Origin of the sequence: Mycobacterium sp. IS-3022 (genome assembly GCF_001500065.1) — a bacterium.
In the GTDB taxonomy this organism is placed as follows: domain Bacteria; phylum Actinomycetota; class Actinomycetes; order Mycobacteriales; family Mycobacteriaceae; genus Mycobacterium.
Window position 1 is genome coordinate 102686 of the sequence record NZ_LQIN01000005.1, and the last position, 14752, is coordinate 117437.

12 protein-coding genes and 1 pseudogene are annotated in these 14752 nt (G+C 65.2%); 10 read left to right on the forward strand and 3 right to left on the reverse strand.

What is annotated here, in order from left to right:
* Positions 1-26: 26 nt before the first annotated feature.
* The 5 genes and pseudogenes from AU188_RS06315 to AU188_RS06330 all read left to right on the forward strand — a co-directional run bounded on the left by AU188_RS06315 (position 27) and on the right by AU188_RS06330 (position 4794).
* Positions 27-791, forward strand: a complete 765-nt coding sequence (locus tag AU188_RS06315) for an SDR family oxidoreductase (RefSeq protein WP_502687590.1) — start codon at positions 27-29, stop codon at positions 789-791.
* 86 nt (positions 792-877) lie between these two features.
* A pseudogene (locus tag AU188_RS25235) lies at positions 878-1012 on the forward strand (short-chain dehydrogenase); the annotation flags it as partial.
* A gap of 40 nt (positions 1013-1052) precedes the next feature.
* Entirely contained in the window at positions 1053-1922 is an 870-nt protein-coding gene (locus AU188_RS06320; protein WP_059162886.1) for an alpha/beta fold hydrolase, read from the forward strand.
* A gap of 259 nt (positions 1923-2181) precedes the next feature.
* A complete protein-coding gene (locus AU188_RS24865) occupies positions 2182-3783 on the forward strand; it encodes a histidine phosphatase family protein (protein ID WP_082686521.1) in 1602 nt (533 codons plus the stop codon).
* Between the two features lie 165 nt (positions 3784-3948).
* Positions 3949-4794 (forward strand): IclR family transcriptional regulator, encoded by an 846-nt coding sequence (locus AU188_RS06330; RefSeq protein WP_286137323.1) that lies wholly within the window; start codon positions 3949-3951, stop codon positions 4792-4794.
* Between the two features lie 6 nt (positions 4795-4800).
* Here AU188_RS06330 and AU188_RS06335 read toward each other — a convergent pair whose 3' ends face one another.
* The gene (locus AU188_RS06335; RefSeq protein WP_059162887.1) at positions 4801-5898 is read right to left on the reverse strand and encodes an acyl-CoA dehydrogenase family protein; all 1098 of its coding nucleotides are present in this window, start codon (positions 5896-5898) and stop codon (positions 4801-4803) included.
* 70 nt (positions 5899-5968) lie between these two features.
* Between AU188_RS06335 and AU188_RS06340 the strand changes: the two genes are divergently transcribed.
* Positions 5969-7021, forward strand: coding sequence for an acyl-CoA dehydrogenase family protein (locus AU188_RS06340; RefSeq protein ID WP_059162888.1), 1053 nt, complete (start codon positions 5969-5971; stop codon positions 7019-7021).
* On the opposite strand, the gene AU188_RS06345 is transcribed toward AU188_RS06340, so the two are convergent.
* On the reverse strand, positions 6935-8401 hold the full coding sequence (locus AU188_RS06345; RefSeq protein ID WP_082686514.1) for a wax ester/triacylglycerol synthase family O-acyltransferase: 1467 nt from the start codon (positions 8399-8401) through the stop codon (positions 6935-6937). The genes AU188_RS06340 and AU188_RS06345 overlap by 87 nt on opposite strands.
* 194 nt (positions 8402-8595) lie before the next feature.
* On the opposite strand from AU188_RS06345, the gene AU188_RS06350 reads away from it, so the two are divergent.
* From AU188_RS06350 to AU188_RS06365, 4 genes are read left to right on the forward strand one after another with little or no spacing between them, the layout of a single operon-like run.
* Entirely contained in the window at positions 8596-10224 is a 1629-nt protein-coding gene (locus AU188_RS06350) for an AMP-binding protein (protein WP_059162927.1), read from the forward strand.
* Complete coding sequence (locus AU188_RS06355) at positions 10221-11186, forward strand: alpha/beta hydrolase (RefSeq protein WP_059162889.1); 966 nt, start codon at positions 10221-10223, stop codon at positions 11184-11186. Before AU188_RS06350 ends, AU188_RS06355 begins: the two co-directional genes overlap by 4 nt.
* On the forward strand, positions 11177-11974 hold the full coding sequence (locus tag AU188_RS06360; protein ID WP_059162890.1) for an SDR family NAD(P)-dependent oxidoreductase: 798 nt from the start codon (positions 11177-11179) through the stop codon (positions 11972-11974). Before AU188_RS06355 ends, AU188_RS06360 begins: the two co-directional genes overlap by 10 nt.
* Positions 11975-11977: 3 nt before the next feature.
* Positions 11978-12769: a glucose 1-dehydrogenase gene (locus AU188_RS06365; RefSeq protein ID WP_059162891.1), complete on the forward strand. Its 792-nt coding sequence runs from the start codon at positions 11978-11980 to the stop codon at positions 12767-12769.
* Positions 12770-13315: 546 nt separating this feature from the next.
* Here AU188_RS06365 and AU188_RS06370 read toward each other — a convergent pair.
* Positions 13316-14722 carry a WS/DGAT/MGAT family O-acyltransferase gene (locus tag AU188_RS06370; protein WP_216636169.1) on the reverse strand — a complete coding sequence of 469 codons (1407 nt, stop codon included), beginning with the start codon at positions 14720-14722 and terminating at the stop codon, positions 13316-13318.
* Positions 14723-14752 lie beyond the last annotated feature (30 nt).

A 14752-nucleotide genomic window follows, 5' to 3' on the forward strand; every position in this document is an offset into this window, starting at 1 on the left:
GTGCTGCCATGAGGCCCATGCAAGATCTGAACGGACTCTCCGGGTCGGTGGCGATCGTCACCGGCGGTGCCCGCGGCTTGGGCGCGGCCTTCTCCCGCCACATCGTCGACCGGGGCGGCAGGGTTGTCATCGCCGACATCCTCGACGATGAGGGCGAGCAGCTGGCTGAAGAACTGGGCTCGGCTGCGCGGTACGCGCACCTCGACGTCACCGAACCCGACGGGTGGGTCTCGGCGGTAAAACTCACTCAGGCCGAGTTCGGCACCCTGAACGGACTGGTCAACAACGCCGGGGTGTCAACGGGCCAATACATCGAACACGAACCGGTCGACCACTTCCGCGCCGTGCTCGAAATCAACCTGGTCGGGGTGTTCAACGGCATGAAGGCCGTGATCGCGCCGATGCGTGCGGCCGGCGGCGGTTCCATCGTCAACATCTCGTCGGCGGCAGGGCTCATGGGCCTCGCGCTCACCGCCGGCTACGGTGCCTCGAAGTGGGGGGTGCGCGGGCTCACCAAGATCGCAGCAGTCGAACTCGGCATCGATCGCATCCGAGTGAACTCAGTGCATCCCGGTATCACCTACACCCCGATGACCGCCGAAATCGGCGTCCAACCTGGCGAAGGCAACTATCCCAACACGCCGATGGGCCGCGTCGGGGCCGCCGATGAAATCGCGGGCGCGGTCGGCTACTTGTTGTCCGACGCCGCGGCATACGTCACGGGGGCAGAGATCGCAGTCGACGGCGGTTGGACGGCCGGACCCACCGTGAAATACGTGATGGGCCAGTGAATTCGGGCCGATCGGAGGCGAAGTGAAACGTTTGGACCGTCATCGGGTCCTCGTGACCGGCGCGGCATCCGGTATGGACATCGGCCACCACGCTCGATTCCGGCGGGGCGCCGATGGGCGATCCCGCGGACGTCACGGGCGTGATCGCGATGTTGATCTCCACCGACGGGGCGTTCATCACCGGCACGGAGCTCCGCCTCGACGGTGGTACGCACGCATGACGACCCGAGGACGAGCACGGGCGCGAGCGAAAGTCGAGGCATGACAGTAGAGCTCAGCCAGGAAACCACCGCCAAAGAAGTCATGACCGACGGCGGCGTGCTGCGTTACCACGAATTCGGCGACGGTCCCCCGCTAGTCCTGTTGCACGGCTCGGGCCCCGGGGTCACGGGGTGGCGCGACTTCCGCGGCGTGCTGGGCGCTTTCGGCGAGTTCTACAGATGCCTGGTCCTCGAGTTTCCCGGCTTCGGTGTCAGTGACGACTTCGGCGGCCATCCGATGGTCACCGCGCATGACGCGCTCACCCGGTTCGTCGACGCGTTGCCACTCGACAGCGTGGACATTGTCGGCAACTCGACGGGCGGGACCGTCGCGATCCAGTACGCGATCGACCATCCAAAAAAGGTGCGACGGCTGGTGACCATCGGCGGTATCGGCCGCAGCGTGTTCTCACCCGGCCCGGCCGAGGGCATCAGGTTGCTGCATGAGTTCGCCGAGAACCCAACGAAAGACCGTCTGGTGCAATGGCTGCACTCGATGGTGTACGACAAAGCGCTGGTGACCGACGAGCTCATCGAGGAGCGATGGACCCACGCCACCCAACCGGCGACGCTGGCCAGCGCGCGTCGGATGTACAGCAAGGCCGCCTTCGAGCAGATGGTTCAGGCCATGGAAGCCGCCGACGGGCCACAGCCGTGGGCGGCGATGCACCGGGTCAAGGCGCCCATCCTGATCACCTGGGGGCGTGACGACCGGGTGAGCCCGCTGGACATGGCGCTGATCCCGATGCGCACCATCCCCAACGCCGAATTGCACGTGTTCCCCAATTGCGGGCACTGGGCGATGGTCGAGCAGCGCGACGCGTTCGTCAGCACCGTGCTGTCGTTTTTGCTCCACAAAGACGGCGGCTGACACGCATCGTTTTCTGTCGACCAAGGCTGGCGGCGATTCGCTGTGCGCCTTGTGCGTGCGCCGCGCGGGAGCTGACAACGCCAAGTCTCGGTGTGCGGGATTGCCGCTTACCCGCCCGTCAATCGTGAGTTCACCATGACGTTGTCCGTACCACCGAGAGGAAGTGTTGATGATCGAACCTCCTGTCCCTGTCCCAACGGCGGGGCGACCCATTCGACGACGGCGATCCGCGTTCTGGAAATTGCTCGGTGTCGCCCTGATGGCCTCCGCTGTCCTGCTCGGCACCGCGATTCCGGCCGCCGCGGCCGAGCTGATGAGGGTGACTTTCGTGCGCCACGCTCAGTCCGCAGGCAACGCCTCCGGGCTGATCGATACGTCGACACCCGGCCCCGATCTCACGCCGCTCGGCCAGCAGCAAGCCGAGGCGTCTGCGGACAGGTTGGCCGTCAACAATTACGACGCCATCTATTCCTCGACGATGGTCAGGACGCAGCAGACGGCGGCGCCGATGTCGGAACGCCTGCGCCTGCCGGTTCAGGTGCTGCCCGGTCTGCAGGAGATCGAGGCCGGAATCTATGAGGGCACGCCCGAGAACGAGGCCTTCGGCGGTTACCTTCAGGCCCCGCTGCGTTGGATAGGGCTGATTCCGACGCCACCTCCTGGCGACCCGCTCGATGCCCGGATTCCGGGTTCGATCGACGGCCACGAGTTCGACACCAGGGTGGACGGCGCGCTGGAGACCATGTACAACAACGGCGACCGCAACGCCGTCGTGTACTCGCACGGCGGCACCACCATGTTCTGGACGATCATGAACGCGAAGAACCTCACCACGGAGCAGAAGATTCAACTGCTGACCAGAACCCCACTGCACAACACCGACTACGTGGTGTTGGAGGGCAATCCGGAGGACGGCTGGACACTGGTGGACTGGAACGGTCAGCGGTTCACGCCGGAGCCCACGCTCGAGTCCGAGGTGCAGCTCCATGCCCGCACGCTGCAACGGCAGCTCGCGGCCGCCGCGAAGCTGATCACCGACGCGGCAGCAACGGGGGACATCGCAACGCTGATGAACGCGATCAGGCAAAGCGTCGCGGACACGACCTTCTCGGTCCAGAAGTTCACGAACGCGTTGCAGCACGAGATCACCGAGAGGCTGGCCAACCTGACCCCGCCGGCGCCGGCCGTGCCGTCGTCGCCAGAGGCGCACACGGTCCAGCTGGCGAGTCAGACTACGTCTTCAACCGTGGTGTCGCCATCGGCGACCGACATGATGAAAGCGCTGACAAAGCCGGTGGCCGACCCGGCGACGACCGAGACCGACTCGCAGCGTCAAGCCGACGCAGCGACCGTCCAGGCGACCGACCCGGCCACCGTTGAGGCGACCGTCCAGGAGACCGACCCGGCGTCGACGCAGGCCGACTCGGCGACGACGGTGGCCGACTCGGCGACGACAGGGGCCGACCCGGCGACGACAGAGGCCGACCCGGCGACGACGGGGACGGACTCGCAGCGTCAGGCTGCCCAGGCGACCGACCAGGCGACCGAGCCATCGACGAAGGGAGCCGCGTCAAACGGCGCGACTGATCTCAAGAACGGCAACATGGCGGTCCCCGGAAAGGTCGGGACCACGTCGACCCGCGCGGAGGAACGTGCGTCGCAGGCGGTCAACGGCGCCAGCGATCGAGGCGCTGCGTCCGACAAGCAGTCCGGTGGCGTTGCCGTCAAGGTCGCCGACACCGATGGCGAAGCCGGCAAGGCCAGCGCAGGTGCCCAAGCCGGCGGCGGCGATACAGCTGGCAGCACCGGTGGCGACACGGCCGGGGGCAGTGCCGGCGGCACGGGTGGGAGCGACAGCTGACACCGTCGATGTGACCGCATAGATCAGTCGGCCCCCTTCATCCGCCGGTGGAGGGGGCCGATTGCCGGGCCCCCGAACATTTCAAAGCGTCGGCGGGCCGACGAGCGGGATGGTTGGCTGGATCCTGTGTCGACGTCAACTCGAGGCGCGGTTGTGCAGCGGTCCGTGACGCAACACGACACGGTGGTGTCGATGGTGGAGCGCGTTGCGCTGATCATGAACGCGTTCGACGAGCCGGGCAAGCACTTGCGCCTGGACCAGGTGGTGACCCGCACCGGGCTGCCACGATCATCTGCCCATCGCATCCTCAAGCAGTTGCACACCGCCGGGCTGCTGCAACACCACCCGAACGGTTACAGCCTTGCCGCCTCGGCGCTGCCTGCGACGAGGATGGCCGACCACTCGCAGTTGCGGGGCGTGGCATCTCGCGTCCTCGACCGCCTCCACGCGGACACCGGGTTGGTGGTTCATCTCGGAGTACTGGTCGGCAGCGAGGTCGTCTATCTCGACAAGGTGTCAGGCCGCAGCGGCATCGTGGTACCGACGCGAGTCGCCGGTCATACCCGGGCACACGCCAGCGCCTTGGGCAAGGCGATGCTGGCTCAGCTTCCCGCCGAGGAGGTCGATGCGATCGTCGGAGATCGTCTTCGCAAGCTCACCCGGGCCACCATCGCCGACCTCCCGACCTTGCATCAGGAGCTGGCCCGTATCCGATCCCGCCACGGGCTGGCCTACGACAATCAGGAATTGGCGATCGGCCTGGCCAGCGTCGCGGCTTCGCTCAAGACTCCCGACGGTCAGGTAGCGGGGCTGTCGCTGACGGGCGCTGTCCCGATGAACCGGCTGCAACGGACGGCTCCCTTTGTCATGCGTGCGGCCAGGCACATCTCCCAACAACTCGGGGGCGCGCAACCCGATGCGATGCCGAGCGGTTCGAAGTCGTCGGCCGCAGTCACCGACAACATCCTTTCCCGCGTGCTACGCACCATCACCTCCGATGCCTGGGTCTGAAGCGCATCACCAGATCAGGTCGTCGACTTTCAGGCCGAATGCGAACCGACCGACCACCGACAACACCTGTTCGACATTGCTGGCGACGTGTGTCCGGGCCGTCTGTACGTCACGCCATACCCGCTCGACCAGAGCATCGCCGCCGACGTCCGTGTCGGATTCCCGGATGAAGGTTTGGATGGCCCGTACGGCGCGGTCGGATGCGACTACCTGGTCCCGTCGTGAGCGCAGTATCAGTGCAGTGTCGGGTTCGGAGGCGTCGCGCGCGCAAGCCATGAGTTCGGTTAGGTTGCGCCGTATTTGAAGTCCGGAGAGTTCGAGGTCTGAGGCTGCCATCGCGACCGGGGTCTGCGCTGTGCTGGCGTCCGGTCGTCGAGCAGTCAGGACGTTGTCAGCAGCACCGAGCAGGGGCACGGTCCCCGTGTGCGTGTACAACGTGGGTTGCGGAAGCCGGTAGAGCGGGTTGACGACGGTCCGCTGGTCGAGGCCGAGCCAGCCGAACGTCCGGTGCGCCGGCACGAGCGCGTTGGAGACGACGACATCGTCGGCGCCGATCCCGCGCAGGCCCAAGCCATTCCAGTGCGATTCGACGGTATAGTCCGCGCACGGCACCAGGGCCGCGATGAAATCCTGGGCTGCGCCGTCGTCGCCGACCAACACCGCGGCGGCGATCAGCCATGACGCGTGATGGATGCCTGTGCAGCGGTTCCATCGACCCGACAGGCGGTAACCGCGACCGACCCGCTCGAGGCGTCCGGTCGGGGCATAGGACGCGCAGACCAGCGCCCGCGGATCCGAGCCCCACACGTCCTGTTGCGCCCGCTCGTCGAACAACGCCAAATGCCAGCTGTTCACGCCCAGCATCCCGGCCAGCCACCCCGTTGAAGTACATGCCGAGGACAGCTCGCGCGTCAGCACAAGGTAGTGGTAGGGATCGGCTTCCAGACCTCCGAACGCCTTGGGACGCAGCATCGAGAAGAACCCCGCCTCGTGGAGCTCCACGATCACGCTGGAATCGACAGCACCGCGGCGGTCGACGTCACTTGCCGCGTCAGCGATCGCGGGAAGCAGCGACTCAACGGTGTCGATTTCACTGTCCCTCATAGCGCCGCCTGATTCCGGGAGCCTTGTGCCACCATCATGAATACCATTCATCGCAGCCAAGGGAGTGGGCATGACCAAGTCGTCCGGTGTGCGAAGCGCCGCACAGGAAACACTCGACTCCTTGGCAGTGATGGTTCGCCGCCACCAGGCCTCCACAGCGCCTGAAATCATTGCAACGCTGCATGATTCAGGAGCCAGCCGGTTGCTGCGCCCGGCCCGATATGGAGGGCTGGAGGTCGATGCCGAAGGATTCGTCTCGCTGATCGGTGGGCTCGCCGCCCTGGACGGGTCGGCAGGTTGGCTCTGCGCGATGTTCAACGTGGCGGCCTATGACGTCAGCACCCTGCCCGAGCGCGTGGCGAACGACGTCTGGGGCGCCGACGCCAACGCATTGATCGCACCCTGCTACAGCGCCGGGGGTCGATTGGCTCAAAGCACCGGCGATCGAATGCTGACCGGCCGATGGCAGTTCGTCGCGGGCGGCGAATACGCCGACTGGTTTCTGCTGACCGCGGACGTAGACGGGACGCCGCACCGTGTCCTGGTGCCGCGCAGCGCTGTCCACATCGAGCCGGCCCAGCACCCGACCGGACTCGACGCGGCGGCTATCCGCGATGTGACGGTGACGGACCTGCCGGTCGAGCAACGACATATCTTCCAAAATGCCGTCGAGCGTGCGCAATTCGCACCGCGAACCGCCGCCCGGGTGCTCGCGGGTGCGGCCGCGGCAGCGGTGGTCGTGGGGTCGGCTGACGGTGTCTGGCGGACTTTTGTCGAGCAAATGCGCGAACGGCTCGCCGCTTCGTACGGCAGCGAAGAGCTGACCGATCAGACGTCGACGACTGTGCATGTCGCCCGGGCGGCTTCGGACATCGATGCCGCCCGGCTGCAGATCGAGGCGTCGTTTCGACCAGGCACAGACGCGGTTCGGGACACCTTCCGGGGCGCGGCGTGGGCACATCGGCAAGCCGCCATACGGGCGCGCGATGCCGCCGATCAGCTGCTGGGTGCCAGCCATCGGCACGCGCTCGATGCCTCAGACCAAGTCACCCGCCTGTGGCGAGACGTCCACGCCGCTTGTCGGCTGACCGTATTCCTGCTCGATGGCCTGGATTCGGGATGAGGCAGCGCTCAACTCAGCGAGCACCTCGGGCAGGTGCTCGGCGATCTCGAAGGGGTCGGCCACCTGGTCACCGCAACTGAGCACCCCGATGGCCATGTCGTTCTGGTAGCTCCAGCCGGTGAAGTTCAGCCCCATGGGGAACACCAGCGGGCCAGTGGAGATGAGCTTTTCGATGGGCGCCCCGCCCCAGTAGAGGCGGCGCTGCGGTCCTCGCATGTTGGAGGCGATGAGGCTGAACATCGGCCGCCGGCTCACTTTTGCGCCGATTATCGGCAGCACCCGTGAGTACAGCCAGAACAGCGGCCAGTACTCCATCCAGTCGTGCTGTAGGAAAGCATCCCGTTCTGCCTGCACCTCGCGCGCCGTCTTGGTGGCAGTCGCAATGGCATGCAGGCGCTCGACCGGATCGGCGATGTGGGTGGCGAAGTCGACGTTCCAACGTGCGACCTGATTGCCCCACTCCACCTCCGCGCCGGGCGGCCGCATCGACACGGGCACCACCGCGGTCAAGGGCTCCTCGCTCAACTCGCCGCGCCGGTCCAGGAATTCACGAAGCGCACCGCTGCACAACGTGAGGAACACGTCGTTCACCGTCACATCGAAGGTCTTGGCGACCCGCCGTATTTCCTGAATATCGCAGCTGCGGTAAGCGAACCGGCGATCGGCGGTCAGCGGCTCGTTGAACGGTGCCGGGGGCGCGGCGAATGCCTTGGCGTAGCCGGGCTTGCCGGCCTTCTGGCGGTTCCGGATGATGCGAGTGACGCGTGCTGTGCGAGCAACGATGCCGGGGAACCGAGCGAGCGCGGCGAGTTGATGGCGTAGCACCAAGGGGAACCAGATCCACGGGGCCGGCCGACGCTCGCTGGGCATCGGAATTCGCCGCAGCCTCGGCAACGGAGTCGCGGGATCGGCGCTGAAAACGGTTTCGAGGAGTCGCAGCGAGGCGGACCCGTCGGCCACCGCATGGTGGATCTTGAGCATGAGCGCGACCCGGCCGTCCGCGAGACCGTCGATGTACCACAGTTGCCATGCCGGACGGTTTCGGTCGAGCGCCTCGGTGAAGATCGTGCTCAACGCTGCCGCGAGCTCGCGATCGCCGCCCGGTGCTGCCGCCGTCGCCCGCTGGACGTGGTAGTCGATGTCGACCTGGGGCCGCGCGATCCACCACGGCCGCCCAAACCCGACTCGCGGCATCAACAGCTGCCACTGCAGCGGTTCCACGCGGTCCACCAGACCGGGGATGGCGTCCTTGACCGCCTCGAATGTGAGTGCCTCGTGCCCCTGGCTCGGGTCGAGCACGACGACCTTCATCGTATGTTGCGGTTGCGCATCGCTCTCCCACGCGAGGAAACTGTTGTCTTCACCCTTCAGACGCCGCATTTCTCACCTTCAACTTCTCGTACTGCAGCCCGGGGGCGGCTTGTGGTATCCATCACTTGTACGGCCTCACTGTGCCGAAGGAGACGTCTTGTCTCGAACAGTGAGACTGCCCATCATCGCGCGCGGTGCCCCGCCATACCGTTTTCGGCGTGCGGCGATACATTCCAGACCAGCTCATTTTTCGTGGCGCCAGGCTGGCCGCCACCGCCGACCGGCTCAAGGTGACGGCTCGCAGCCTCAAGGTGCTACGCGAGGCCGGCTTGTCCGGCGGACTCGCCGACGGCGTTCGATCGGCGAAGATGGTGAGGGCCTACGGTCCCTTCGCCGGGATCATCGAGACCGCCGCTCTCCGCGACGCCGATGCCGTGGCTATCACCGACGACATGGGTGACCTGACGTTCGCCGAGCTGAACGGGCGGGTTAATGCGCTGGCACGAGGATGGACCGAAGCGGGCTTCGGGCGCGGTGACGTGGTGGCGGTGCTGTGCCGCGACCATCGCGGGCTGATCACGGTGCTGGCGGCGGCGGGAAAGATCGGTGCCCAGACACTGCTGATGAACACCGGCTTCGCCAAGCCGCAATTGGCCGACGTCGCTCACCGCGAGAACGTCTCGGTCCTGGTCTACGACGAGGAGTTCTCCGCTCTTGTCGACGCCATCGATCCGAGGGTGCGTCGCTACGTGGCCTGGGGCGGTGCTGATTCCGAAGCCGGTCCGGACGACGTCGACAGCTCTCTCGAGCGGTTGATCCGGTCGACTTCCAGTGCGCCGGTTACGGGGCCGCCTCAGCCGGGCGGTCTGACACTGCTGACCAGCGGCACAACCGGCACACCGAAGGGGGCGCCGCGCGGCAAGACCTCGCCGCTGTTCTCCGCGCAGCTGCTTGACCGCGTCCCGCGTCGGCGTGGCGAAACCTGCATGCTGGCCGCACCGATCTTCCACGGCACCGGTTTGGGTCAGGCGGTCCTGTCGCTGGCGCTGGGGAATCGGTTGGTGCTGCGCCGGAAGTTCGATGCCGAGGAAACTCTGCGTGCGATCGCCACATATCGGTGCAGCGTCCTGGTGGTGGTTCCCACGATGCTGCAGCGAATCCTCGCGCTGCGCAAGGAGATTCGCAACCGCTACGACACCTCTTCGCTACGGATCGTCTTCGTTTCGGGCTCCGCCATGGCACCTGACCTGGTCACCCGTGCCCTAGACGAGTTCGGCCCCGTGCTCTACAACCTCTACGGTTCCACCGAGCTCGCCGTGATGACGGTCGCGATGCCCGAAGACCTGCTTCACGATCCGCGGACGGCTGGCCGCCCACCGGTCGGCTGCGGCGTCCGGCTGTACGACGCGGACGGCAACCGGATCACGGCGCCGAACACCATCGGCCGAATATTCGCCGGCAGCAACATCAGCTTCTCGGGTTACACCGACGGGCGCGGAAAAGAGGTCATCGACGGCCTGCTCAGCGCCGGCGACGTCGGCCACTTCGACGAAACCGGACGACTCTACGTCGACGGCCGGGACGACGACATGGTGATCTGCGGTGGCGAGAACGTCTATCCCCTCGAAGTCGAGAACCTGATCTGCGGGCACCCTGACGTCGACGAGGTCGCCGTGATCGGCGTCGACGACCCCGATTTCGGCCAACGGCTGAACGCGTACGTGGTGCCCGTCGAAGGCAGCACCATCAACCCTGAGGACATCAAGGACTACGTGCGCGCCAACCTGGCTCGCTACAAGGTGCCCCGTGACGTCGAATTCCTCGATGCACTGCCCCGCAACGCCACCGGAAAGGTGTTGCGCGCCGAACTGATCGGCGGTGGCGTGAAATGACCGACACCCGGACCATGCAGCGCGAAGTCGCGGGCCGCATGACCGCAGCCTTCTCGTCGATCCTCGCCGGCAATGGCAACGCCATGGAGGTCCGGGCCAGCCTCAAAGCCAGCCGCAGAGCTCCGCTCCCGAACCCGGTCGCCCGGATCGAGGAGCGCGTCATTCCAGGACCCGACGGTGGCGACGGACCTCGGGTTCGCATCTACTTTCCGTTGGAGCCGGACGGATCCGCCGACGGAATACCGGTGCTGATCTACTTCCACGGCGGCGGGTTTGTCCTCTGCGACCTGGACTCGCACGACTCGTGTTGCCGCAAGCTCGCCAATGGTGTTGGCGCGGTGGTGGTCTCGGTTGACTACCGGCTTGCGCCGGAGTTCCCGTTCCCTGCCGCCGTCGAAGACGCGTGGGCTGCCACCGAGTGGGTGGCCCACCATGTCGGCGACCTCGGCGGCGATCCCGCGCGTCTGGTAGTGGCCGGCGACAGTGCCGGCGGCAACCTGGCAGCGGTGATCGCGATGATGGCCCGTGATCGTGGTGCACCCTCGATCGCATTCCAGGTGTTGATCTATCCCGTGGTCGACCAACGCCGAAAGACTTCGGTGAAGAGCCGGCACGCCGCCAAAGGTGTACTCACCGCGGAACACATGCAGTGGTTCACGGAGCAATACCTTGGGAAAGACGGCGACCGGACGAATGTGTTGGCATCGCCCATCCTCGGCGAATTCGATGGCCTGCCGCCCGCGCATATCGTCACCGGTGATCTGGATCCACTGTGTGAAGAGGGTGAGGAATTCGCTCAGCGGCTTCGTGCTGCCGGAGTTCCGGTCACGGTTCGGCGCTACGAGGGTGGTTTCCATGGATTCTTCAACTTGGCCGACCACCTGCCGGCCGCCCAGAAAGCCAACGATGACGTGTGCGCAATCCTGCGTGACGCATTGAGAGGAGAACCGCAGTGCAATTGAGAAACACCCGCGCACTCGTCACGGGCGCAAGTCGCGGTCTGGGCAAGAGCATTGCCGAGACGCTCGCACAGCGCGGCGTCGATGTCGCACTGGTGGCGCGAAACAGCGATTCGCTCGAGATCCTGGCGAAAGAACTCGACGGTAAGGCTTATCCGACCGATCTTGGCGACCCCGACGCCGTCGGCGGCCTGATCGAGCGCGTGGAAGCCGACGGCCCGATCGACGTGCTGATCAACAACGCCGGGATCGACCGGGTCGGCCGGTTTTACGAGGCCACCGCCGAGGAGGTGCGAGAACTCCTGCAGGTCAACCTGAACGCGCCGATGGAGCTGTGCCGTCAAGTGTTGCCGCTCATGCTGGCGCGACGGCGTGGTCACATCGTCAACGTTTCGTCGATGGGTGCTATCTCGACCGGCCCGGGCGTCACCCTGTACGGCGCCTCAAAGGCAGGACTGAGCCACTTCACAGCGGGTATTCGTTCGGAACTGCGGGGCAAGCCGGTCGGTACGACGCTCGTCCAGATCGGCGAGGTCAAGACCGACATGATCGACCACATTCGCCAGTTCGGTCCGGCACGGCGCACCATCGAGCGGTCATTGAAGTGGAAAGCGCTCCCCCCGGAGGCTCTGGAACCTGACGAAGTCGCCAAGGCGATCGCAGTGGCGATCGAGCGCAATCAGCGGCATGTCATCCTGCCGAAGCGGATAGCCGTGATGGCCAACTTCACCGAGTTCCCTCGCCGCGTTTCCGAACTCATGCTGACAGGCATCGACCAGGATTCGGACTAAACGATGGCGGGTCTGGTAGACCTTTCCGGAAAGGTCGCGATCATCACCGGAGCGGCGCGCGGACAAGGAGCCGCCGAGGCCCGCTTGTTCGCCTCCCTCGGCGCCCGAGTGATGCTCACCGACATCCTCGTCGACGAAGGCAAGCAGGTTGCCGCATCGATCGGGCCGTCGGCGCGCTTTTTTCGCCACGATGTCGGGGATGAGAACCACTGGCGCGCAACAGTTGACGCGGCCATCGATACATTCGGCGGAGTCGATGTCCTCGTCAACAACGCGGCGATATGCGTCAATCAGCCCATCGTCGAGCAACCCCTGGACGGGTTCGAGCAGATGCTGCGGGTAAACGTGATCGGCCCATTTCTCGGCATCCGGACCGTGACAGAACCGATGAAGGCGGCCGGCGGCGGGTCGATCATCAACGTCTCGTCACAGGCGGGCCTGCAGGGCCTCGCGGGCTACAGCGCCTACGGCGCCTCGAAATGGGGGCTGCGGGGGATGTCCAAGGTCGCGGCAATCGAGCTGGGTCCGTTCGGCATTCGGGTCAATACCGTTTATCCGGGCATGATCGACACGCCGATGATTGCGCACTTGTCCGTCAGCCGGGGCCCGGGAGGGCACCCGGGTGCGCCGCTGACCCGAGTAGGGACACCGGACGAAGTCGCCGACGTCGTCGCCTTCCTGGCCTCAGACGCCTCCTCCTACATCACCGGGGCCGACCTGGCGGTGGACGGCGGCGCCAGTGCCGGCCGGATTCCGGTCACCCCGCAGCCGCGAGAAGACGCAAAGGCGCCCTGATGCGGATGCATCTCGCTGAGCGAGACTGGTCCACACGAATCGCAGTCGTCCAAGTAGAAACATCTTGTGTGAAGGTGCACGCGTCGCTCAGTGGAATCTACCCCGAAGGCCCATAACTCCAGGGGCCCAACGGAATACCACTGGACCGAGATCTGCGGCAGCAACTGCAGCCCTCTCGCGACGATGATCGAGATGTGAGGAAACAGTGGAATATTCCGGTGCTATCGCGTTGTTTGTCATCATCCTGTTGCCGCTCCTGCCGGCGCTACTGCACCTGGCCGTCAACGTCGTGGAGCGAAGCTCAGAACGTTTGCAGAGATCGGTTCGAAAGCGGGGCAACACCATCGGCCTCGATCACTGACCTGACGTGGCGGCAGATAGCACGCCACACCAGAACTTCATCACTGTAGTAAGCGGTAGTAAGCGGCACCCGAAGGACCGGCTGAGATGGTGCAGATCCTCGATCGACTCGATGATTGACGGTCTCGGTCCGCCGTGCAACTGCTGCGGCTCACCCCGCAGCGACGTCGGTTCTCCTCGAGCCAGTTATCCCGTCGCCACGCTACGGCGCCCCTTGCGACGGGTGGCAGCCATCAGCTCATCCAATTCCGCTGACACCAATCCGGTCAATGTCCAAGGGTCTTCGACGAGAACTGGGTCCACCTGTATGCCGACGTCGACCACGTCCCGATAGCTGAAGACGGTGAGGTTTATCCCCATTCCCATCGTCAGCGGACCGACGGGGATTATGTGTTCGATCCGCGCGCCCGCGAGGTACAGCGTCGATCGGGGACCGGGCACATTCGAAATGATCAGGTTCGTGGACAACGGGCCCTTCTGCTCGAGTCCCGCCGCCTGGATCCCTCGAAACAGTAGGGTGACCAGCCAAGGCGGAACCACCTCGTTGATTCCGAGGTTCTGCTTCTTCGTCAGATCCTCGGCCAATTCCTTGGTGCTGTTCATATTTCGATGAATAGCCGAGAGCCTCTCCACCGGATCCTCGACATCTGAGGCTATCGAAGCGACCATGGGATGCACCGCGTTGCCAAGGTGCTTGTCGTCCCCGATGCGGGTGGACATCGGGACTGTCGCCAGCAGGCTCCGCTGCGGAAGTTCGTCGCCATCGAGGAGATAGCGACGTATTGCGCCCGAGACGACACTGAGAATCACATCGTTCACTGTCGCGTCGAAGTGCTTTTTCACGTGCTTGACATCGTCGAGCGACAATGAGCAGTAGACGAATTCCCGGCGGCGCCCGATCGCACCATTGAACGATGTTCTGGGTGCACTCATGGGTCGCGGAGGAGGATCGTCGCGTCGCAGGTGCCCGATGGTCGTCACCGCATCGCCGAGTGCATTCCGAACGAGTTGGACCACCCTAGGCGGCGATTTGAGCGCGGAAAGCGCTCCCCTGCCAACGAGCTCGAGAGCCGATCGTTCCGGGTCCGATTCCTCCTCGACCACCTCCGCCGGCAGACGCGTCGGCTGCTCCTCGAAATCACAGATGATGTCGGACAAACCAGCTCCGGAAACTCCGTCGACCATCGCGTGATGCTGTATCAGCAGGACCGCGACACGATCGTTTTCCACGCCCTCCAGGTACCATGCCTCCCACAGCGGCCGCGAGCGATCCAGCGGATGTGCAAGTAGGTTTCCGACCAGCGTGCCGAGTTCCTGCGGACCACCCGGAGAAGGAACCGCCGCACGGTGCACGTGCGCCTTGAGGGTGAAACGGGTGTCATCCACCCACACTGGACGGTCGAGCCGCAGCGGCACCTGCTGGACGCGACGCCGGAATTCGGGCAGAAAGCGAATGCGATCCTCGAGGTGCGCCCGAAACGTGTCGAAGTTGAATCGGGCGTTCGACGACGGGTCCAGGATCACAAGGCCCGCAGTGTGTTGCGGCCATGCGGTGTTTTCCAGAGCCAGGAAGAAGGCATCAGTACCCGCCACTCGCTTCATTCGAGATGCATTCCGTTCACT